16 protein-coding genes are annotated in these 21,445 nt (G+C 71.0%); 8 read left to right on the forward strand and 8 right to left on the reverse strand.

From position 1 onward, the window contains the following. Positions 1–427: 427 nt before the first annotated feature. From AB0C46_RS35430 to AB0C46_RS35450, 5 genes are read right to left on the reverse strand one after another with little or no spacing between them, the layout of a single operon-like run. Complete coding sequence (locus AB0C46_RS35430; protein WP_362833053.1) at positions 428–1,738, reverse strand: DUF58 domain-containing protein; 1,311 nt, start codon at positions 1,736–1,738, stop codon at positions 428–430. Positions 1,739–1,747: 9 nt separating this feature from the next. Then, positions 1,748–2,713, reverse strand: coding sequence for a MoxR family ATPase (locus AB0C46_RS35435; RefSeq protein WP_362833055.1), 966 nt, complete (start codon positions 2,711–2,713; stop codon positions 1,748–1,750). Then, positions 2,694–3,923 carry a DUF4350 domain-containing protein gene (locus AB0C46_RS35440; RefSeq protein WP_362833056.1) on the reverse strand — a complete coding sequence of 410 codons (1,230 nt, stop codon included), beginning with the start codon at positions 3,921–3,923 and terminating at the stop codon, positions 2,694–2,696. The genes AB0C46_RS35435 and AB0C46_RS35440 overlap by 20 nt, the downstream gene beginning before the upstream one ends. Continuing rightward, positions 3,920–4,612, reverse strand: a complete 693-nt coding sequence (locus AB0C46_RS35445; RefSeq protein ID WP_362833057.1) for a DUF4129 domain-containing protein — start codon at positions 4,610–4,612, stop codon at positions 3,920–3,922. The genes AB0C46_RS35440 and AB0C46_RS35445 overlap by 4 nt, the downstream gene beginning before the upstream one ends. A gap of 4 nt (positions 4,613–4,616) precedes the next feature. Beyond that, positions 4,617–6,206 carry a hypothetical protein gene (locus tag AB0C46_RS35450; RefSeq protein ID WP_362833058.1) on the reverse strand — a complete coding sequence of 530 codons (1,590 nt, stop codon included), beginning with the start codon at positions 6,204–6,206 and terminating at the stop codon, positions 4,617–4,619. Positions 6,207–6,358: 152 nt separating this feature from the next. Between AB0C46_RS35450 and mtnA the strand changes: the two genes are divergently transcribed. The 7 genes from mtnA to AB0C46_RS35485 all read left to right on the forward strand — a co-directional run bounded on the left by mtnA (position 6,359) and on the right by AB0C46_RS35485 (position 15,057). Next, a complete protein-coding gene (mtnA, locus tag AB0C46_RS35455) occupies positions 6,359–7,528 on the forward strand; it encodes an S-methyl-5-thioribose-1-phosphate isomerase (protein WP_362833059.1) in 1,170 nt (389 codons plus the stop codon). Then, on the forward strand, positions 7,525–8,202 hold the full coding sequence (gene mtrA, locus AB0C46_RS35460) for a two-component system response regulator MtrA (protein WP_006605255.1): 678 nt from the start codon (positions 7,525–7,527) through the stop codon (positions 8,200–8,202). Before mtnA ends, mtrA begins: the two co-directional genes overlap by 4 nt. A 64-nt stretch (positions 8,203–8,266) precedes the next feature. Next, positions 8,267–10,309 (forward strand): MtrAB system histidine kinase MtrB, encoded by a 2,043-nt coding sequence (gene mtrB / locus AB0C46_RS35465; RefSeq protein ID WP_362833060.1) that lies wholly within the window; start codon positions 8,267–8,269, stop codon positions 10,307–10,309. Continuing rightward, a complete protein-coding gene (locus AB0C46_RS35470; RefSeq protein ID WP_362833061.1) occupies positions 10,299–12,179 on the forward strand; it encodes an LpqB family beta-propeller domain-containing protein in 1,881 nt (626 codons plus the stop codon). The genes mtrB and AB0C46_RS35470 overlap by 11 nt, the downstream gene beginning before the upstream one ends. A 170-nt stretch (positions 12,180–12,349) precedes the next feature. Next, positions 12,350–13,081 (forward strand): phosphoribosyltransferase family protein, encoded by a 732-nt coding sequence (locus AB0C46_RS35475; RefSeq protein ID WP_362833062.1) that lies wholly within the window; start codon positions 12,350–12,352, stop codon positions 13,079–13,081. 294 nt (positions 13,082–13,375) lie between these two features. Beyond that, on the forward strand, positions 13,376–14,062 hold the full coding sequence (gene raiA, locus AB0C46_RS35480; protein WP_109890130.1) for a ribosome-associated translation inhibitor RaiA: 687 nt from the start codon (positions 13,376–13,378) through the stop codon (positions 14,060–14,062). A gap of 233 nt (positions 14,063–14,295) precedes the next feature. Further along, complete coding sequence (locus AB0C46_RS35485) at positions 14,296–15,057, forward strand: response regulator transcription factor (RefSeq protein WP_362833064.1); 762 nt, start codon at positions 14,296–14,298, stop codon at positions 15,055–15,057. A 101-nt stretch (positions 15,058–15,158) separates the two neighbouring features. Here AB0C46_RS35485 and AB0C46_RS35490 read toward each other — a convergent pair whose 3' ends face one another. Beyond that, on the reverse strand, positions 15,159–16,385 hold the full coding sequence (locus AB0C46_RS35490) for a crosslink repair DNA glycosylase YcaQ family protein (RefSeq protein WP_362833065.1): 1,227 nt from the start codon (positions 16,383–16,385) through the stop codon (positions 15,159–15,161). A 130-nt stretch (positions 16,386–16,515) separates the two neighbouring features. Further along, complete coding sequence (locus tag AB0C46_RS35495) at positions 16,516–17,139, reverse strand: GNAT family N-acetyltransferase (RefSeq protein ID WP_362833066.1); 624 nt, start codon at positions 17,137–17,139, stop codon at positions 16,516–16,518. A gap of 251 nt (positions 17,140–17,390) precedes the next feature. Here AB0C46_RS35495 and secA point away from each other — a divergent pair, with 251 nt between their 5' ends. After that, on the forward strand, positions 17,391–20,222 hold the full coding sequence (gene secA, locus AB0C46_RS35500; RefSeq protein WP_362833067.1) for a preprotein translocase subunit SecA: 2,832 nt from the start codon (positions 17,391–17,393) through the stop codon (positions 20,220–20,222). Between the two features lie 95 nt (positions 20,223–20,317). Here the strand turns inward: secA and AB0C46_RS35505 are convergent, their stop codons facing one another. After that, on the reverse strand, positions 20,318–21,160 hold the full coding sequence (locus AB0C46_RS35505; RefSeq protein WP_362833069.1) for an Rv3235 family protein: 843 nt from the start codon (positions 21,158–21,160) through the stop codon (positions 20,318–20,320). Positions 21,161–21,445: the final 285 nt, after the last annotated feature.

Genomic DNA, 21,445 nt, shown 5'->3' on the forward strand with positions numbered 1-21,445 from the left:
ACTGCAGGGGGGACCCTGTGGGAGAGTAGGACGCCGCCGAACAATTTTTCAGCTCCGGTCCCTGAACCTTTGGTTCAGGGACCGGAGCTTTTTTGCGTTCCCGGACGAATGGCAATCAAGAAGCGCTTGCCCGGTGGGATGTTGATTGTTGGTATGCCCTGCCGGATGCCGGATGCCGGATGCCGGATGCCGGATGCCGGATGCCGGGAGCGAGCCTTGCGTACGGCCGTTCCCGGCGGCCTGGTCTCCCTGCACCGAATTCTTCCCAGTGCCTGCACTGGGTCTTGAGGAGTTGGTTGCCCAGCAGCGTCGTCGCCCCAAGCGTGTGACGGCCTCGGCCTCCCCTTGCAGTGACGTGTCTGGCGGAGGGGCTGCGGACGCCCGTCTGGGCGAGGGGCAAGGGGGGAGGGGTGAGGAAAGGGCGGTCTTACAGGCGACCGGTGGACTTCAGGGTGAGGTAGGCGTCGGCCAGGTCGGGGGCCAGATGGGCCGGGGTGGAGTCGATGACGGTGATGCCGTGGTGGCGGAGGCGGTCTGCGGTGCGGAGGCGGGCGGCGCGGGTCTGTTCCGCGGCGGCGGCTGCGTAGACGGCCTGGGGCGTATGGCGGCCGGCGGCCAGTTCCTCGATGCGGGGGTCGGCCACGGCCGCGACGATGAGTTCGTTGCGTTGGGTGAGGCTGGGGAGGACGGGTAGGAGAGCTTCTTCCACGGGGGCCGTGTCCAGGCCGGTGAAGAGCACGATCAGGGACCGGCGTGGGGTACGGCGGTGGATTGTGGCGGCCAGGCCGCGGGCGTCCGCCTCGACCAGTTCGGATTCGAGGGGAGCCAGGGCGTCGGTCAAGGCCGGGAGGAGATCGCGAGCCGTGCGGCCTTGGACTGAAGCGCGTACGCGGCGGTCGTAGGCGAGCAGATCCACACGGTCTCCGGCGCGGGCGGCAAGGGCTCCGAGCAGCAGAGCGGCGTCCATGGAGGTGTCGAGGCGGGGAATGTCGCCGACGCGGCCCGCCGAGGTACGGCCGGTCTCCAGGACGAGCAGGATGCGGCGGTCGCGTTCAGGGCGCCAGGTGCGGACTGCGAGGCCCTGCCGGCGGGCGGTGGCGCGCCAGTCGACGGAGCGGGTGTCGTCACCGGGCGTGTAGTCGCGGAGGCTGTCGAACTCCGTTCCCTCGCCGCGGGTCAGGATGCTGGTGCGGCCGTCGAGTTCGCGGAGCCGGGCGAGCTTGGCGGGGAGGTGTTTGCGGCTGGTGAAGGGCGGAAGGACGCGAAGCGTCCATGGGACGTGATGGCTTCCTTGGCGGGCCGCCAGGCCCAGCGGGCCGAAGGAACGGACGGTGACGCGGACCGCGTGGTGGTCACCGCGGCGGGTGGGGTGGAGCGTGGTGGTGAGGCGGCGGCGTTCGGCGGCGGGGATGCGCACGGTGTGGCGGGACGCGGGGATGTCCGCGCCGGGCTGGAAGGAGCTCGGGGGCCAGGCGTCACGGATCTGGGCGCGCAGGGTGCGGCGGCTCGGATTGGTGAGGGTGAGGTGCGTGTGGGCTTCGCTTGCTAGTCGAACGGTTGTTTCACCGGTTCGGGTGAAATGGAGCTTTCGCACTGGCGCGGCGAGCGCGAGATCGCACAAAATTGCTATCAGCAGGGCGAGTTGGACGGTGAGGATGCCGAGCCAGCTGGGCAGCACGAAGCCCACGAAGAGGGCTCCGCATGCGGAGATGAGGGCGGTGCGTCCGGTGAGGGCCACGGTGTCGTCTCAGCGGGGGACGGGGAGATGAGCGAGTACGGCGTTGATCACGGAGTCTGCGGTGACTCCCTCCATCTCCGCTTCGGGGCGGAGCTGGACGCGATGTCGGAGCGTCGGAAGAGCAAGGGCCTTGACGTCGTCGGGGGTGACATAGTCGCGGCCGGTGAGCCAGGCCCAGGCTCGTGACGTGGAGAGCAGGGCGGTGGCGCCTCGGGGGGAGACGCCGAGAGAGAGCGAGGGGGATTCGCGGGTGGCACGGCAGATATCGACGATATAGCCGGTGACTTCGGGGGAGACGGCAGTCTTCGCGACCGCGGCTCGCGCAGCGTCGAGGTCAGCGGTGGAGGCGACAGGGCGCAGCCCTGCGGCGCCGAGGTCGCGGGGGCTGAAGCCGGCCGCGTGCCGGGTGAGGATGTCTATCTCGTCGTGGCGGGCGGGGAGCGGCACCGTCAGCTTCAGCAGGAACCGGTCGAGCTGGGCCTCGGGGAGCGGGTAAGTGCCCTCGAATTCCACGGGGTTCTGTGTGGCGGCTACCAGGAATGGCTCGGGGAGGGGACGGGCTGTGCCGTCGACGGTCACCTGGCGCTCTTCCATCGCTTCGAGCAGGGACGCCTGGGTTTTGGGAGGCGTGCGGTTGATCTCGTCGGCGAGCAGGAGGTTGGTGAAGACGGGACCCGGCTGGAAAGAGAACTCGGCGCTGCGGGCGTCGTAGACCAGGGAGCCGGTGACATCGCTCGGCATCAGGTCGGGGGTGAACTGGACGCGCTTGGTGTCGAGTTCGAGAGCGGCCGACAGGGCGCGAACGAGCAGGGTTTTGGCGACGCCGGGGGCGCCTTCGAGGAGCACGTGACCGCGGCAGAGGAGTGCGACGACCAAGCCGGTGACGGCGGGGTCCTGGCCTACAACGGCCTTGGCTATCTCGGTGCGCAGGTCCTCCAGGGAGGCTCGGGCGCTGTCAGCGGTCGGGGTGCTCACGGGGGGCGTGCCTCTCTTGGGAAACGATCGAGGATTCGAGTGCGTCGAGTTGGTCGGCCAGGTGGACCAAGGCCTTGTCGTCCGCGGGGGCCGGGCCGAAGAGCAGGACATGGAGGGCTGTGTCGACGCCGGGGGCGGTGGTCAAGTGGGTGTGAATGGCCGGGAGAAGGATGTCGGGTGTGTGGGCGTGTGTCGGGGACACGCCGATGAGGGGGGCGAGTCGTATGCGGGTCGCTGAGCGCAGTACGGCCGAAGCCCGGTCCCGGGCGTTGGCCTGCTCGTAGAGGCGGGCGTGGCCCTCGGTGGTTTCGGCGGCCGGGACGGTGACAGGGAGCTTTTCCGGCACCAGCGGGCCGAGGCGACGGGCGCGCCACAGGGCCGCGACGGCGGCGGCAAAGGTGAGTTGGAGCAGGGCCCAGTACCAGCCGGAAGGGATGAGATCGAGAAAGCCGCGCTGGTTGTCCTGAGCGGAGGACGGGTCGCTCAAGGAGGGGAGGTACCAGACCAGATGTTTGTGCGTACCAAGGAGTTGAAGGGCCAGCGAGGCGTTGCCGTGCTCGGCGAGGTGGTGGTTGTAGAGGAAATCGGGGGAGCCGAGGAGGACGGTGTCGCGGCCGGTGCGGGGGGCCGGCAGACGCAGGAGGGTGGGCCGTTCGCCGCTGAGGTAGCAGCGGTCGGTGGCGCCGACGGCAGTGGTGTAACTGCGGCCACCCAGAAGGGCGCTACCCGCACGTCGGGCCTCTGGCAGGGAACAGGCGGGTTCGCGAGCCGAGATGCCGGACGGGGAAGCGATCCGGACGCCCGGGGCGAAGGTTTCGAGGGACGAGGCGTCGGGGGCGAGGAGGACGGTGCGGCCGGGCATGTGGGCGGTCGCGGTGTGCAGGCCCGACAGCTGATCTTGTGTCAGCACGTCGGGGTTGGTGACGAGAAGTGTGGTGTGGGGGCCGGCCGCGGCGGCGGCTTCCTCGGAGGTGGTCACGACCTGGGTGGAGACGTTGTGAGAGGCCAGGAGTTGGGCGATGGCCCGGCTTCCGGTCCGGTCGGCGGATCGGGGGTCGAGCCGCCCGTGCTGTTCGCCCGACTGCAGGGTCGCGATCACCACACCGCTGATGACGAGCAGAAGCAGGGCGAGCAGCGGTCCGCGGGAGCGGGTCCACAGGCTGCGAATGGTGGGAGAGAGCGCGGAGATGTCCGGGGCGGCCGTGGTCATCCGCGGCTCCTGGTCGGGGTCGTGGCCAGGTCGGGCTTGGCGTGTTGCAGGTCGGTGTCGAGGACGGTCAGGAGGGCGTACGCCTGTTCCGTGCCGGGTCGGCCGCCATATGTGACGTCGTCGAAGGTGCGTGCCGCGGCACGCAGCCGGTCGGCGTACGCGGGGAGTGCCCAACCCGCTTCGGTGGCCGCCTCGTCGGCGGTGCGGCCCGGACCGGGGGTGAGGAGCGTCCGTTCTTCGAGGGCGAGGACGATGGCGCGCATGCGGTCCTGGATCGCCTGGTTCCAGTGGCCCTCGGCGGCGTGCCGGTCGGCGGCTGCACGGTGTTCGGCAGCGGTGCGGGGGGTGTCGGCGAAGAGCGCGCCGCTCGTGGTCGGAGTGCGGCGCACCGCCCCGAGCCGCAGCCGGAGGGCGCCCACGAGCAGCAGGACGAATACGGCGACGGCGAGAAGCCCGATCCAGCCACCCGGTGTGGCGTGGGCGGCCGCGTTGAAGAGTTCGTTGACGCGCTCCCAGAGCCAATCCAGGGCACGCTGGATCGGGTTGGGGTCGTGCTGGTGGTACCGAGGATCGGACAGCTCGCGCTCGGCCGCCTCCCGGGCGGGGACGCGTGGAGTCCGCACCGGTATGTCGTCGTCGGGGCGCGCCATGAGTCGTCGGAGCGCGGCCCCGTTCCCCCCTGTGGTCACCGCATCAGCTTCCCGGTGCGGCGTTGTCCGGGTCGTGCCCGGTGCCGTCGGCGGGGGTGGCCTTGGCCGGGGCATCCGTGGCGGCCGTGGGCGCGGTGCCCGTCTCTGTGGTGTCCGCGCTGGTGCCGCCGGTCGCGGAGCCGTCTGCCCCGGTGCGGTCCGTGGCGGAGTTGCCGGCCGGCGTCCCATCTGCCGGTGTGGCAGCGGCGGTCGGTGCGGCCGCTGGTGGTGCGTGGCCCTCGGCCGGGCCCGTGGCTGCGGGAGCGGGGCTCGACGGGTGCGCGGTGGGGGCGTCGGCGCCGTAGCCGGGGAGGCCTGCGGCGCGGGCGAGTTCGAGGTCGAGTGCCTCGCGGCGGATGCGCTGGTCCATGTACAGCAGCGCGGTGACGCTGGCGCTGATCGGGAAGGTGATGGTGGAGCTGATGACGGCTCCGACACCCAGCACGGTCAGGAACGACCAGCCGGTGGAGCTGCTGGTGCCGTTTGCCCAGTCCATGAGGTTCTCGCCACCGATGAGGAAGGCGGCGAGGGTGGCCGGGATCTGGATGATGAACTCGACGATGCCGATCAGGAGGTAGGTGAGGAGCTGTGCGCCCAGCACTCGCCACCAAGCGCCCCGTACGAGCTTCGCGGAGCGGCGCATCGCGGCGATGACGCCCTGCTTCTCCAGCATCAGCGCGGGAGAGGCGAGGCTGTAGCGGACCCAGAGCCAGATGGTCACGAGGGTGGCGGCCAGTCCGCCGAACAGGGTGAGGAGCAGGCCTGCCTCCGGCGTGCCCGTGGCCACGAGGAGGAGGCCGGGCGCCACACCGACCGCGACGATGGCCGTGATGAGCAGGGGGAGCAGTACGAGCAGGCCGAGCAGGCGCGGGAGCTGGGGACGCGCGTCGCGCCAGGCTTCCCCGGCGGTCACCGAGCGGCCCAGGACGGCCCGGCTCACGACCATGGTGAGCAGCCCCGTGGCGATGATGGTGGCGAGCAGCCCGATCCCCGAGGTGATGCCGGTGGCGGCGAGCGAATTGCCCAGGTCACGCATGGTTTCGCGGAGCGGCGGGATGTTTTCGGTCGTCAGCGAGGGCTCGCGGCCGGCGTCCTGGAACCACAGGCCGGTGACCACGGTGACGGCGGTCTGCGAGACCACCGCGACGATCAGCGAGATGCCGAGGACGGTGCGCCAGTGGGCGCGCATGGTGGCGACCGCGCCGTCGAGTATCTCGCCGACGGCGAGCGGGCGCAGCGGGATGACGCCGGGCTTGGCGGCCTGTGGCGTCGGGGCCCAGGCGCTGCCCCAGGGGGGCTGATTGCCGGGGCCAGGAGGGCTGACCCAGCCGGGCCCGCCGTAGCCGGGCGACGCGGCACGGGCGCGGTCGCCGGAAGCGCTCGGGTCAGGCCGTCCGTGCGGGCCGCTCTGAGAGGGGATACCGGCGGGGGCCGACCACTGGCCGGCGGGTGGCTGTTCCTTGGACCAGTTCGGTGGGGACGACTGCCCGGCGGGGCCGGTCCGGTCTTCCCGGGTGGGCTGCTCCTGTGCGCCGCGGGCCGGCTCGTCGGAGGGAGTGGATCCGGGCGAGGCCCAGCCCGGAGAGTTGTTCATCGTCGCTCCTTCTTGCTGCCCGTCCGCCGGGGCGGCCGGGGTCCGGGGTCCGCGGTGGCAGTCATCGTGTCATGGCCACCGGCGTTGTGTACCGGAGCCTGGAGGACGAGGGGACCTTATGTTCGAGGGGCGGTCGGCGGCAGACTGAATGAATGGGCGATCAGTACGAGGTATCCGAGGCGGGCGCCGGGGCGCTCACGATTCCGTCGTTGCGTTGGGAGGAGCCGCCCGAGGGGCCCGTTGTGGTCCTCCTTGATCAGACGCGGCTGCCGGCGGAGGAGGTCGAGCTGGTCTGCACGGACGTTCCGGCGCTGGTGCAGGCGATCCGGACGCTGGCCGTGCGCGGGGCGCCGCTGCTGGGCATCGCTGGTGCGTATGGAGTTGCGCTGGCCGCGGCACGCGGCTTTGACGTGGAGGAGGCGGTGGAGACGCTGGCGCAGGCGCGGCCCACCGCGGTCAATCTGGGGTACGGCGTGCGGCGGGCGGCTGCCGCCTATCGAGCGGCGTTCGGCGAGGACGATGCTCAGGCTGCCGCGGCCGCGGCGCTGGCCGAGGCGCGGGCCGTGCACGCCGAGGACGCCGAGGCCAGCGCACGGATGGCGGAGCACGGGCTGGCGCTGCTGGGCGAGCTGCTGCCGGGCGGCGGCCACCGGATTCTCACGCACTGCAATACGGGTGCCCTGGTGTCCGGGGGCGAGGGCACCGCCCTGGCGGTGGCGCTCGCGGCGCACCGGGCCGGTGAGCTGCGCCGGCTGTGGGTGGACGAGACACGGCCGCTGTTGCAGGGGGCGCGGCTGACCGCCTACGAGGCGGCGCGGGCGGGTATGGCGTACACGGTGCTCTCGGACGGGGCGGCAGGCTCGCTGTTCGCCGGGGGTGAGGTGGACGCGGTGCTGATCGGCGCGGACCGGATCGCGGCGGACGGTTCGGTGGCCAACAAGGTCGGCAGCTATCCGCTGGCGGTGCTGGCGCGCTACCACCACGTTCCGTTCGTGGTGGTAGCACCGACCAGCACGGTGGATCTGGAGACCGAGGAGGGGGCGGATATCGAAGTGGAGCAGCGTTCGGGCCGGGAAGTGACGGAGTTCTCGTTGCCGTTTGTGCAGGGGCCCGGGGCGGAGGCCGGCACCGGCATACCGGTAGCGCCGCTGGGCGCACAGGCCTATAACCCGGCCTTCGACGTCACTCCACCGGAGCTGGTGACGGCGATCGTCACGGAGGCCGGAGTGGTGTCTCCGGTGACCCGGGACGGGCTGGCAGAGGTGTGTTCCACGTCACGATGGAGTAAGTCACGATCAGGTAATGGGATGATGGCCGAATGAAGGGACGCGTCCTGGTCGTCGACGACGACACCGCACTGGCAGAGATGCTCGGCATCGTGCTGCGTGGCGAAGGTTTTGAACCGTCGTTCGTGTCGGACGGTGACAAGGCCCTTGCGGCCTTCCGCGAGACGAAGCCCGATCTTGTGCTGCTCGACCTGATGCTCCCCGGACGGGACGGTATCGAGGTCTGCCGGCTGATCCGGGCCGAGTCCGGGGTGCCGATCGTCATGCTGACCGCCAAGAGCGACACGGTGGATGTGGTGGTCGGGCTCGAATCGGGCGCGGACGACTACATCGTCAAGCCGTTCAAGCCCAAGGAGCTGGTGGCCCGGATCCGGGCGCGGCTGCGGCGTTCGGAAGAGCCCACGCCCGAGCAGCTGGCGATCGGTGACCTGGTCATCGATGTGGCGGGCCACTCGGTGAAGCGGGACGGGCAGTCGATCGCACTGACCCCGCTGGAGTTCGATCTGCTGGTGGCGCTGGCGCGTAAGCCGTGGCAGGTGTTCACGCGTGAGGTGCTGCTCGAGCAGGTCTGGGGCTATCGGCACGCCGCCGACACCCGGCTGGTCAATGTCCATGTGCAGCGGCTGCGCTCCAAGGTCGAGAGGGACCCGGAGCGGCCGGAGATCGTGGTGACCGTGCGCGGGGTCGGCTACAAGGCCGGGCCCAGCTGAGATGACCCGGGACGGTTCGGCCCCGGAGGGAAAGCGGGGGCGCACCGTCGACCCGGCGGGTGATATGTCCTTTTCGGCCAGGCTGTCTGCCTGGTTGCTGCGCGGTGGGCAGTTGCTGCCCGACGGCGCGGTGAGCGGGCCGGTCCACCCCCTGCTGCGGCTCTTCAGCCGCTGGGTGCGGCGGCCGCTGCTGCCCGCCCTGCGGCTGTGGCGGCGCAATATCCAGCTGCGCGTGGTGGCGACCACGCTGCTGATGTCGCTCGCCGTGGTGCTGCTGCTCGGTGTCGTGGTCGTCGGGCAGGTCCGTGCCGGCCTGCTCACGGCCAAGGAGCAGGCCGCGCAGAGTCAGGCCGTGGGCGGCTTCAGCGTCGCCCAGAAGATGGCCGACGACACGCGGCCCGACGGAGGCGTCCGCATCGGGAGCCGCGGCACCCAGGACTCCGCGACCTGGCTGACCGGCCTGGTCGAACAGCTCGCCAGTGGTGGGCAGGGTGTCTTCTCGGTCGTGGCACTCAGCTCCGATTCCGACGAACCGTTCGGTGACTCCAGCCCCGGTACCCGCGGGCCGCGCGCCTCCGGCGATGTCGATCCCGAGCGGAGCGTGCCCCCTGAGCTGCGGCGGAAGCTGGAGACCAAATCCGGGACGTTCAGCCAGTACACCGAGATCAAGCGCATCGGGTCGGACGACGGCGTACCGGCGTTGATCATCGGCAAGCGGCTCAACGATGTGAACAGCAACCAGTACCAGCTCTACTACCTCTTCCCGTCCAGCCAGGAGGAGGAGTCGCTCAAGCTGGTGACGGGGACGCTGGCGACGGCCGGGGTGTTCGTCGTGATCTTGCTCGGCGCGATCGCCTGGCTGGTGGTGCGGCAGGTCGTCACACCCGTACGGATGGCCGCGGGGATCTCCGAGCGGCTGGCTGCCGGCCTGCTCCAGGAGCGGATGAAGGTCACCGGTGAGGACGACATCGCCCGGCTCGGTGAGTCCTTCAACAAGATGGCGCAGAACCTCCAGGCCAAGATCCAGCAGCTGGAGGAGCTGTCCCGGATGCAGCGCCGCTTCGTCTCCGACGTCTCGCACGAGCTGCGTACGCCGCTGACGACCGTACGGATGGCGGCCGACGTCATCCATGAGGTGCGGGACGAGTTCGACCCCGCCACCGCGCGCTCCGCCGAGCTGCTGCGCGGCCAGCTCGACCGCTTTGAATCACTGCTCGCGGAGTTGCTGGAGATCAGCCGGTTCGACGCCGGCGCGGCCGCGCTGGAGGCCGAGCCGGTCGATCTGCGCGACGTGGTGCACCGCGTCATCGAGGGGGCCGAGCCGCTCGCCGAGCGCAAGGGCACCCGCATCGTGGTGCGCGGCGCCGAGCAGCCCGTGATCGCCGAGGCCGACCCGCGCCGGGTGGAGCGGGTGCTGCGCAATCTCGTCGTCAACGCCGTCGAGCACGGCGAGGGCCGCGATGTGGTCGTGCGGCTGGCGTCTGCGGGCAGCCGGAGCGACGGTGCGGTGGCCGTCGCGGTGCGTGACTACGGCGTCGGCCTCAAGCCCGGCGAGGCCACCCGAGTCTTCAACCGTTTCTGGCGCGCGGACCCGGCCCGGGCCCGTACGACCGGCGGTACCGGACTCGGCCTGTCCATCGCCGTCGAGGACGCCCGGCTGCACGGCGGCTGGCTGCAGGCCTGGGGCGAGCCGGGCGGCGGCTCGCAGTTCCGGCTGACGCTGCCCCGTACGGCCGGCGAGACGCTGCGCGGATCCCCGATACCCCTGGAGCCGGAAGACTCGCGGCGCCACCGCGGACTGGACGAGACGGGGCAGCCGCGTGCCGGATCGGGCGGCAAGGCGTCCACTATCCCGGTGCAGGCGCGTGCCGCACAGACGGGTGACGCGGCGTCCCCCGTGCCGGAGCCGAAGGTGGCCCGCCCGGAGGCCGATCCGACGGCGCTGCCCGGCAGTGGTGCCCGTGTGGTGCCGCAGAGCGGGGGCGTACGGAGCGAGGCGGCAGCGCGGGGTGAAAGCGCGCGCACCGACGAGCCGGTCCGCGAGGGCGGGGCCGAGCAGGAAGCCGGACAGGGCGTGGAGCGGGAAGGCGGGCTGCGTGGACACTGAGCGCGGAGGCGAGCGCGGGGAGGGGACCGGGTCCCGTCCACGTGCCCGCAGGGGAGCCCGGCCGGCGCGGAAGTTTCTGCTGCTCGGCTGTGCGGCGGCACTGCTGGCGGGGTGTGCGTCGATGCCGGACGGCGGGGATGTCACGTCGGTCGACCAGTCGCCGCGCTCCGAAGGGGAGTCGCAGGTGCGGGTCTACGGCGTGCCCCCGCAGGACGGTGCGCAGCCCACCAACATCGTGCGCAGCTTCCTCGACGCGACGACCAGCGACGAGGCGGATTTCCGTACGGCCATCCAGTATCTGGCCAAGTCGGCGAAGCGGACCTGGCGGCCGTTCCAGGTCACCAATGTGCTCCAGGAGCGTCCGAAGCCCGAGCCGAAGGCGCAGCCCAACCGTGAGGACGGCAACGGCTACACGGTCACGCTCTCCGGCAGCCAGGTGGCGACGGTGGACGACAGCCACGCCTACGCCCCGGAGGAGAAGCGGTACCGCCGGTCGATCCACCTCATCAAGGAGGGGGGACAGTGGCGTATCGACCGGCTGCCCAACGGACTGGTGCTCGGGCTGTCCGACTTCCAGCGCATCTATCGCTCGGTCAACAAGTACTACTTTGCGTCCTACAACTCGGAGTCGCAGGAGCCGAAGGCGAACCGGAACGCGCTCGTCGCGGACCCGGTCTATCTGCGGCAGCGGATAAAGCCGATCACGGCCAGTGTGAAGGCCCTGCTGTCCGGGCCCACCGACTGGCTGAACCAGGTGACGACTTCGGCGTTCCCGTCCGGCACAAAGCTCGCCGCAAGTGATCTGGCCCTGGACGACTCCAACGAGCTGCACGTCAAGCTCAGCAAGGAGGCGGTGAGTACGGACCGCGCCCAGTGCGAGCGGATGGCGGCGCAGCTCTTCTTCACCGTCCAGGACATGACAAAGGCTTCGAAGGTCAGCAAGGTGGAGCTCCGGGACAACAGTGACAACTCCCTGTGTGCGCTGACCCAGGAGCAGGCCAAGCGCGACTTCGCCCCGTCCCCGGGCGCCGGGCGCGCCGCCAGGGAGTACTTCATCGCTGCCGGCGACAAGGTCGTCTCCATGTCGGACTCCGCGACCGAACCGGCGCCGGTGCGTGGGCCGTTCGGAACCGGCCACACCGCGCTGCGTTCGATCGCCATCTCGCACGGTGAGGACACCGCGGCGGGGGTGTCGAAGGACGGCCGGTCGCTGTATGTGGCCGGTATGGAGGACGACATCAAACGGGGCGAGCCGCTGCTGACCAGCACCGGCCCGGCCAAGGATGCCGACAGCGGGCTGACCGCGCCGAGCTGGGACGGCCTGGGCGATCTGTGGATCGCGGACCGCGATGCGCACGGTTCGCGGCTGCTGCGCATGCGCGAGGGCAAGGGCGACCCCGAAGAGGTGGCAGTGCCCGGCCTGGGCGGGCGGCGGATCAAGGCGATCAAGGTGGCCGCGGACGGGATCCGGATTGCGGTCCTGGTGGAGGACAAGGGGCGTACGACGCTCCAGCTCGGCCGGGTCGAGCGGGGCGGCAGTTCGGCGGATCCGGTGCTGTCGGTGCAGGAACTGCGGCCGATCGCACCGCAGTTGGAGGACGTGGTGGCCGCGTCCTGGGCGGGCGGCAGCCGGCTGGTGGTGGTCGGACGGGAGTCCGGCGGGGTGCAGCAGATGCAGTTCATGGAGACCGACGGTTCGGCGTCGGACGCGCAGACGCTGCCCGGCGTCAACGGCGTCAAGGCGGTGGCCGCCTCGGAGGACGACACCAGGCCACTGATCGCCGACGCCACGGAGGGCATTGTGCGGCTGCCTCTGGACGCGAATTGGAAGACCGTGGCGGACGGGACGGCGCCGGTCTATCCCGGGTGACGCGGATGGCGAGGGCATCGGCACGGCGCTGATGACGTGCGCGCTCTGCCCGGGGCCGGGGAGGCGGCGGGCCGGCCTGCCGCGAGGTCCCGTGCGGTTGATCCGTCTGTCCGCGACCGCGGTTATCCACAGGGGTGGTGGCCGGGCGGGAACGGCGGGACAGTGGAGTCATGCAGGGGGTGTGGCGCGAACTGGCCGGGCTCGTGCTGCCGGTCGATTGTGCGGGCTGTGGTCGGCCGCGTACGGAGCTGTGTGCCGAATGCCGCCGGGTGCTGGCGCGGGACGGGCGCGGGGCGCGGCGGGTGCGGCCGTGGCCGCAACCCGTGGGACTGCCCCGGGTCTGGGCGGGAGCGCCGTATGCCGATGAGGTGCGGGCGGTGCTGCTGGCCCACAAGGAACGGGGTGCCCTGCGGCTGGCCGGGCCGCTGGGGGCGGTGCTGGCCGGGGCCGTGCGGGGACTGCGGGCCGGCGGCGGGCCGCTGCTGCTGGTGCCCGTGCCGTCGGCACGAAGATCGGTGGCGGGGCGCGGGCATGATCCGGTACGCAGGATCGCGCTGGCGGCGGCCGGGGAGCTGCGGCGGGCCGGGCCGGGCGCCCGGGTGCTCGCGGTGCTGCGGCAGCGTCGTGCGGTGGCCGACCAGGCGGGGCTGAGCGCCCGGCAGCGGCTGGCGAATGTCACCGGTGCACTGGAGGTGCGGGCCGGGGCCGGGAGGCTGCTGGCGGGCCGGTCAGCGGTGCTGGTGGACGACTTGGTGACGACGGGGGCCACGCTCGCCGAGGCGGCCCGGGCGGTCACGGAGGCCGGCGGACGGGTGGCCGGAGCCGCGGTGGTGGCGGCAGCGCCGGGCCGTGCTTTCGAGGTCGATGGGGCGCGAACCGAGGCATTACCACGTCGCAAGTAGGGGAGGAGGAAAAGTCACCCAAATGGAGCCGACGGCTCCGAGGGGGTGCCGACATCCGTCCGGGAGAGCTATGTTCGGTTGTGAGGACTTGGCGGGTGTTTTGCCTCGAATGTCGCGATGAATGCGTTCAGGGGCGTTTGCAGCGACCCTGAAAACGGGGGGAGTGGAGAGCTTGTCGTCGGGGGAGGAGGAGGTGAAAGTCGCCAAGTCCGAGGCTTCGGCAACCACCGGAGCCTGGTGCAAGAAGGAATTGCTCCGCTTGATGAGCGGAGCGATCCGGGAACGGAGTTCTGCGTGGACATCGTCGTCAAGGGCCGCAAGACCGAGGTGCCCGAGCGGTTCCGCAAGCACGTGGCCGAGAAGCTGAAGCTGGACAAAGTCCAGAAGCTCGACGCCAAGGTGATCAGCCTGGACGTCGAGGTGTCCAAGGAGCCCAACCCGCGGCAGGCCGACCGTTCCGACCGAGTGGAGATCACCCTCCGCTCCCGCGGCCCGGTGGTCCGGGCCGAGGCGGCCGCAGCCGACCCGTACGCCGCGCTGGATCTGGCCACCGCCAAGCTCGAAGCGCGTCTGCGGAAGCAGCACGACAAGCGCTACTCGCGTCGCGGCAACGGCCGCATTCCGGCGAGTGAAGTCGCTGTCACCGTGCCCGACGCCGCAAGCCTGAACACCAACGGCGAACTCGCCGCCGAGGCCGACCAGAAGGTGCCGACCACCAGGATGGGGTCGATCGATGTCCAGGGTGAAGGACCCCTGATCGTCCGCGAGAAGACCCACTCGGCCGCGCCGATGCTGCTCGACCAGGCGCTCAACGAGATGGAATTGGTCGGACACGACTTCTATCTCTTCGTCGACGCCGACACCAAGCTTCCGAGTGTCGTCTACCGGCGGCACGCATACGACTACGGAGTCATCCACTTGAACCCCGACTTGTTCGGGGAGGAGGAGCCCGGCGGCGCAGGCGGCGCGCTGGGCGGCTGAACCCCACCCGCTCGGTGCCCCCGGCGCACGCCGGGGGCACCATCGTGCCCGGAGAAAACAGGAGTTGAAGCCGTATAGTGTTTGTGCCGACCAGGGAGTATGTGGACACGAAACGGCGACGAGCCGGGGAGACGGTCGTATGGCATTGATCGGGCCGGCCGCAGGGGGCTGTTGTCAACCAGCCTTATTTCCAAGCTCCGGCCTCTCGGCCGAGTAGTTGACGGGGAGGATCAATGGGGGACAGTTTCGGGCCCGTGCGCGACGACGCGGATGATGACCACAGCGGTGCCGGCAGCGATGACGGGGCCGGCCGGGCCGTAAGCGTGCCGCGCAAGGAGCCGATCCGGGTCCTGGTCGTGGATGATCACGCGCTCTTCCGGCGCGGCCTGGAGATCGTCCTGGCCCAGGAGGAGGACATCCAGGTCATCGGCGAAGCGGGGGACGGCGCGGAGGCGGTCGACAAGGCCGCGGATCTGCTGCCCGACATCGTGCTGATGGATGTACGGATGCCCAAGCGCGGTGGAATCGAGGCGTGCACCTCCATCAAGGAGGTGGCCCCCAGCGCAAAGATCATCATGCTCACGATCAGTGACGAAGAGGCCGATCTCTACGACGCGATCAAGGCCGGCGCCACCGGTTACCTCCTCAAGGAGATCTCCACCGACGAGGTGGCGACCGCGATCCGCGCGGTGGCGGACGGCCAGTCGCAGATCAGCCCGTCGATGGCGTCCAAGCTCCTGACGGAGTTCAAGTCGATGATCCAGCGTTCGGACGAGCGCAGGCTGGTGCCCGCGCCCCGGCTCACCGATCGTGAGCTGGAGGTCCTCAAGCTGGTCGCCACGGGCATGAACAACCGCGATATCGCCAAGGAACTCTTCATCTCCGAGAACACGGTGAAGAACCACGTCCGCAACATCCTGGAGAAGCTGCAGCTGCACTCCCGGATGGAGGCGGTGGTGTACGCGATGCGGGAGAAGATCCTCGAGATCCGGTGAGCGGGCCGGCAGGGGTGAGCGATCCGGCACCGGTGGCCGGCCGTCCGGTGTGCCGGGTGGCCGGGGGCGGTGTGCGCCCCCGGAGCCGTCGGCCGACGGATCTACTCACTCATGTGGGTGAGTTCTGAGCGCAGGGCGTCGGCCAGTTTCCGGTCGTCGCAGCGGTCGACGCGTACGGAGTCGCAGCCGACCCAGGTCGCGGCTTCCCGGAGGGCCGAGGCCATCGGGGCGACGGCCTTGGGGCCCTGCATCGAGACCTGGCGGGCGACGAGGGTGGTGTCCTCGCGCGCCGGGTCCACCCTGCCCACCAGCCGGCCGCCCGCCAGCAGGGGCATCGCGAAATAGCCGTGTATCCGCTTGGGGCGCGGGACGTATGCCTCCAGCCGGTGGGTGAATCCGAAGATCCGTTCCGTGCGCGGCCGGTCCCAGATCAGGGAGTCGAAGGGCGAGAGCAGGGTCGTGCGGTGCCGGCCGCGGGGCGGGGCGGCCAGCGCGGCGGGGTCGGCCCAGGCGGGCTTTCCCCAGCCCTCGACCTCGACCGGGACCAGACCGGAGTCCGCGACCACGGCATCGACCTGCTCGGCCTTGAGGCGGTGGTAGTCCGCCAGGTCGGCGCGGGTGGCGACGCCCATGGCGGCCCCGGCCTGGGCGACCAGGCGGCGGAGGCACTCGGCGTCGGCCAGGTCGTCATGGAGCAGGGAATCCGGGACGGCGCGCTCGGCGAGGTCGTAGACGCGCTTCCAGGCGCGGCGTTGGGTACAGACCACCTGGCCGGTGTCGAGCAGCCACTCCACCGCGATCTTGGTCTCGGACCAGTCCCACCACTCCCCTCCGTTCCGCCCGCCGCCCAGTTCGGAGGTGGTCAGCGGGCCATCGGCCGTCAGGCGGTCCAGGACGGCGGCGCAGGAGCGCTCGGAGTCCTCCATCACGTGCCAGCGGTGGCCCTTGGCCCGCCGGGCACGGCGGCGGAAGGCGAAGTGCGGCCACTCCTCGATGGGCAGGATGCAGGCGGCGTGCGACCAGTACTCGAAGCTGTGCGGCCGGGCCGCGGGCGCGCCGGAAGGGGCCGTGGCCCAGTAGGCGGCCTCGACGGCGGGGCGGCCCACGGCGCCGAGCCGGGCATACGGCACCAGCTCATGGGAGCGGGCCAGCACCGAGATCGTGTCGAGCTGCACCGCGCCCAGATGCCGCAGCACCCCGCGCACCCCCGCCCGGCGGTCGGGGGCGCCGAGCAGGCCCTGGGCCCGCAGCGCGATACGCCGGGCATCGTCGCGGGACAGGCCGGTCACGGGTGGTGGCAGAGCTGCTGGCTGCGTCACGGCGGTCATGCGGGAAAGGGTAGGGGCGGGCACTGACAACGGCCCCGGGCCCGGAAGGACCGCAGGTGGTGACGGTGGCCGGGCCCGGTCACCGAGCGGGAGCGGCGGGGTGTGGTGGGCGCGGCCCGTGCGGCGGTGCTCAGCCGGGGTACGGCAGATAGGGCGTCGCGTCCGGGACGGCCGGGCCGCCGGAGCCGGACGGGCCGGGCTCCGCGGCCAGGTCGGACGGGAGCAGGGAGCCGATCCAGACGTCCCGGCGGGTGCCCTCGCGCACCCGCTTGGCGCGCAGGGTCCCCTCCATCCGGAAGCCGACCTTGCGGGCCACGGCCCGGGAGCCCTGGTTGCCGGCCTCCGCCTGCCACTCCATGCGCTCCACACCCAGATCGCGGAAGGCCCAGCGCAGCGCCGCGCGGGCCGCCTCGGCGGTGTACCCCCGGCCGCGGTGCTCCTTGGCGGTCCAATAGCCCAGCTCGGCCTGCCGCTCGGGGGTGTGCAGCCGGGCCAGGCGTACCAGACCCATCGCGCCGACCAGGGTGCCGTCCGCCCGGGTGACGACGGCGAAGTGGTAGGCGGTGTCGTCGCGCCAGCCGTCGGGGACGACCGTGCCGACGAACTGCTCCGCGTCCGCTACCCCGTAGGGTGAGGGGACGCCCGTCCAGCGCGGGATGTCGGGCTCCTGGCACGCGGCGTGCACCGCGGGCGCGTCAGAGGGTTCGAAAGGGCGCAGCACGAGGTGCTCGGTGGTGAGGATGACGGGCTTCATGACGTGAGTCTGCAAGCTGGTGAAATCCGTGGCGAAGGGTTTTCGGCGCGATTCCGGTGCCCTGCCCGGCACCTTCTCGCGGCGTCGTGCGTTCACGTGAGGAGGGGACAGCGGGGTTCGCTGCGGCGTACCTCCCGGCCCGGCAGCGTCCTCCTTTACGATGGCCGTTGCGGCGGGGCCTGCCCCCTTGGAAAAATGCCGCGCCCGCGCACTCGACCGTGCAGGCCCGACCGGCAAGGAGACCAGCCCAAGTGTCCGTCTTGACGAAGATCATGCGTGCAGGCGAAGGAAAAATCCTGCGCAAACTGCACCGCATCGCGGGCCAGGTCAACTCCATCGAGGAGGATTTCGCGGCCCTCTCCGACGCTGAGCTGCGGGCGCTCACCGACGAGTACAAGCAGCGCTACGCCGACGGTGAGAGCCTCGACGACCTGCTGCCCGAGGCATTCGCCACGGTCCGTGAGGCCGCCAAGCGCGTGCTCGGCCAGCGGCACTACGACGTCCAGCTGATGGGTGGCGCGGCCCTTCACATGGGCTACGTCGCCGAGATGAAGACCGGTGAGGGCAAGACCCTGGTCGGTACCCTCCCGACGTATCTGAACGCGCTGTCCGGCAAGGGCGTCCACCTGATCACGGTCAACGACTACCTGGCCGAGCGCGACTCCGAGATGATGGGCCGGGTCCACAAGTTCCTGGGCCTGACCGTCGGTTGCATCCTCGCCGACATGACGCCGGCCCAGCGCCGCGAGCAGTACAACTGCGACATCACCTACGGCACGAACAACGAGTTCGGCTTCGACTACCTGCGCGACAACATGGCCTGGTCGCAGGACGAACTCGTCCAGCGGGGCCACAACTTCGCGGTGGTCGACGAGGTCGACTCGATCCTCGTCGACGAGGCCCGTACGCCGCTGATCATCTCCGGCCCGGCGGACTCGGCCACCAAGTGGTACGGCGACTTCGCCAAGTTGGTGCAGCGTCTGAAGAGGGGCGAGGCCGCCAATCCGCAGCGCGGCATCGAGGAGACCGGCGACTACGACGTCGACGAGAAGAAGCGCACCGTCGGCATCCATGAGTCCGGTGTCAGCAAGGTCGAGGACTGGCTGGGCATCGACAACCTGTACGAGTCGGTGAACACCCCGCTCGTCGGTTACCTCAACAACGCGATCAAGGCCAAGGAGCTCTTCAAGAACGACAAGGACTATGTCGTCATCGACGGCGAAGTCATGATCGTTGACGAGCACACCGGCCGTATCCTCGCCGGCCGCCGCTACAACGAGGGCATGCACCAGGCCATCGAGGCGAAGGAAGGGGTGGAGATCAAGGACGAGAACCAGACGCTCGCCACGATCACCCTGCAGAACTTCTTCCGCCTCTACGACAAGCTCTCCGGCATGACCGGTACGGCCATGACCGAGGCCGCCGAGTTCCATCAGATCTACAAGCTCGGTGTCGTCCCGATCCCGACGAACCGCCCGATGGTCCGTATGGACCAGGCGGACCTGATCTACCGCACCGAGACCGCGAAGTTCGACGCGGTCGTCGAGGACATCGTCGAGAAGCACGGGAAGGGCCAGCCGATCCTGGTCGGCACGACCTCCGTGGAGAAGTCCGAGTACCTCTCCCAGCAGCTCAACAAGCGCGGCGTCGCCCATGAGGTGCTCAACGCCAAGCAGCACGACCGGGAGGCGCCGATCATCGCGCAGGCCGGCCGTAAGGGCGCGGTGACGGTCGCCACGAACATGGCCGGCCGTGGTACGGACATCAAGCTCGGCGGCAACCCCGACGACCTCGCCGAGGCCGAGCTGCGCCAGCGCGGTATGGACCCGGTCGAGCACGTCGAGGAGTGGGCGGCCGCGCTGCCCGCCGCCCTGGAGCGCGCCGAGGCCGCGGTCAAGGCGGAGTTCGAGGAGGTCAAGGAGCTCGGCGGGCTCTATGTCCTGGGCACCGAGCGGCATGAGTCGCGGCGGATCGACAACCAGCTGCGCGGCCGCTCCGGCCGTCAGGGTGACCCCGGCGAGTCGCGGTTCTACCTGTCCCTCGGTGACGACCTGATGCGGCTGTTCAAGGCGCAGATGGTCGAGCGGGTCATGGCGATGGCCAATGTCCCCGACGACGTCCCGATCGAGAACAAGATGGTGACCCGGGCGATCGCCTCCGCCCAGTCGCAGGTCGAGCAGCAGAACTTCGAGACGCGTAAGAACGTCCTGAAGTACGACGAGGTGCTCAACCGCCAGCGCGAGGTCATCTACGGCGAGCGCCGCCGCGTCCTGAAGGGCGAGGATCTGCAGGACCAGATCAAGCACTTCATGGACGACACGATCGACGCCTACATCCACGCGGAGACCGTCGAGGGCTTCGCCGAGGAGTGGGACCTGGACCGCCTGTGGGGTGCGTTCAAGCAGCTCTACCCGGTCAAGGTGACCATCGAGGAGCTGGAGGACGAGGCCGGCGACCGTGCGGGCATCACCGCCGAGTTCATCGCCGAGGCCGCCAAGGACGACATCCACGAGCAGTACGCCGCCCGTGAGGAGCAGCTCAGCTCGGATGTGATGCGTGAGCTGGAGCGCCGGGTCGTGCTGTCCGTCCTGGACCGCAAGTGGCGTGAGCACCTCTACGAGATGGACTACCTCCAGGAGGGCATCGGCCTGCGGGCGATGGCCCAGAAGGACCCCCTGGTCGAGTACCAGCGCGAGGGCTTCGACATGTTCACCGCGATGATGGAGGGCATCAAGGAGGAGTCCGTCGGCTACCTGTTCAACCTGGAGGTCCAGGTCGAGCAGCAGGTCGAGGAGGTCCCGGTGCAGGAAGCGGTGGAGCCGGCCTCGCTGGACAAGGGCGTGCACGAGGCCGTGCCCGCCGCCGCGGGACGCCCGGAGATCCACGCCAAGGGCCTGGAGGCGCCGCAGCGTCCGGACCGGCTGCACTTCACCGCCCCCAAGGTGGACGGCGACGGCAGTGTCATCGAGGGCGACTTCATCAGCGACGACGAGGCCGGCCCGGCCCGTTCCGAGTCGGACGGGCTGACCCGCGCCGAGCGGCGCAAGGCCCAGAAGAGCGCCGGGCGCCGCCGCAAGAAGTGAGTGAGCGCTGACGCGGCTCGGGCACGGGGTGCCGGGGCCGTGGCGCGGAGGGCGCCCCGGCCGGACAGCGGCCGGGGCGCCCTTGTGTGTGCCGGTCATGAGGCCGGGCACCCGAGGGCCGGGGCCGCCGGACCGATGTCGAGGGCGGCGCAGCGCCAGCGGGAGTCGGCGCCCAGCTCCAGCCGGAAGGCCAGGGCCCGCAGCCGTTCTCCCGCCGAGATCCTGGCGAAGGCCTCGATGACACCGCGGCGCGGCCGGCACAGCCCGCAGTCGCGCACGGTGGGGGCCGGGCCGCGCCGCCCGGGGCCCGTGGCAGGCCGCAGCGGCGTCTGCGGGGCGAGTTCCGCCAGCCGGTCGTAGGCGGCGGGCAGCGCATGCCCCAGCAGGGCGTGTACGGGGCGCTGCCCGCTGAGTGCGAGCACCAGCTGCTGTGCGAACCAGTGATGCGGCCGGCTCTCGTGGGCCCGGCGCTGCGCCCCGACGGTCGGCAAGGGGGCACCGGCCGCGTTGATGGGGGTGGCAGGGGCACGGGTGCGGGCCCGGCGGCTCTCGGCGGCGGCCGCCGCGGCGGGGCGGGCGAGGCGTGAAGCGGTGCGGGCGGAGTCGGTGGCACGGTCGCCTGAGCCGGTGCTACGGCCGGCCGAGCCGGGACCGCTGCCGGCCGAACCGCCACGGCCGGCCGAGCCGGGACCGCGGCCGCCCGAGCCGCTCCGGCCGGACGCCCCGGGGCCGCTGCCGGCCGGGCCGAGCGGGCGGCGGTCGGCGGGGGCGCGTCGCGGCCGGGGAACGGACGGGGCCGTGCCCGGGGCGTCGGCGGGGCGGGTGCGCGGGCCGTGGCCGGCCCCGGTGCCATCGGGCGCTGTGGGTGTGGCGGGTCGTGTGGTGCGTCCGTGGGCGGTGGGTGTGGTGTGTGCCGTGCTGTTGTCGGTGCCGGTCATGCCGGTGATCGCCCCCGTGGTGCCGGGCCCGTGAATTACTGGGCGGTAGCTTTTTTGTGGTGGGGATCTTCTATCGGCGGGATCGGGACCGCAGCAAGGCGCGGACGGGCCGGAACCGGGGGTGCGAAGAGTTCACCCGTCCGTGTCGCGGGCCCGGGACGAGGCCCTGGGAGCGGGGTGGCGGAGGAGGCCCGGACGGGCGGCGCGGGGGACGCGGGGGCGGCACGATGGGGGACGCACGCCCGTATGCTGGCGGGACAATCGTCGAGTCGAGCGAATCGAGCG

It is taken from the genome of Streptomyces sp. NPDC048637 (genome assembly GCF_040650675.1).
Classification (GTDB): Bacteria; Actinomycetota; Actinomycetes; order Streptomycetales; family Streptomycetaceae; genus Streptomyces.

Excerpts from the sequence above, each read along its gene's own strand:
- AB0C46_RS35440 (WP_362833056.1), bottom strand. The coding sequence starts at position 3,923 with ATGACCACGGCCGCCCCGGACATCTCCGCGCTCTCTCCCACCATTCGC.
- AB0C46_RS35450 (WP_362833058.1), bottom strand. The coding sequence starts at position 6,206 with ATGAACAACTCTCCGGGCTGGGCCTCGCCCGGATCCACTCCCTCCGAC.
- mtnA (WP_362833059.1), top strand. The coding sequence starts at position 6,359 with ATGGGCGATCAGTACGAGGTATCCGAGGCGGGCGCCGGGGCGCTCACG.
- mtrA (WP_006605255.1), top strand. The coding sequence starts at position 7,525 with ATGAAGGGACGCGTCCTGGTCGTCGACGACGACACCGCACTGGCAGAG.
- mtrB (WP_362833060.1), top strand. The coding sequence starts at position 8,267 with ATGTCCTTTTCGGCCAGGCTGTCTGCCTGGTTGCTGCGCGGTGGGCAG.
- AB0C46_RS35475 (WP_362833062.1), top strand. The coding sequence starts at position 12,350 with ATGCAGGGGGTGTGGCGCGAACTGGCCGGGCTCGTGCTGCCGGTCGAT.
- AB0C46_RS35485 (WP_362833064.1), top strand. The coding sequence starts at position 14,296 with ATGGGGGACAGTTTCGGGCCCGTGCGCGACGACGCGGATGATGACCAC.
- AB0C46_RS35490 (WP_362833065.1), bottom strand. The coding sequence starts at position 16,385 with ATGACCGCCGTGACGCAGCCAGCAGCTCTGCCACCACCCGTGACCGGC.
- AB0C46_RS35495 (WP_362833066.1), bottom strand. The coding sequence starts at position 17,139 with ATGAAGCCCGTCATCCTCACCACCGAGCACCTCGTGCTGCGCCCTTTC.
- AB0C46_RS35505 (WP_362833069.1), bottom strand. The coding sequence starts at position 21,160 with ATGACCGGCACCGACAACAGCACGGCACACACCACACCCACCGCCCAC.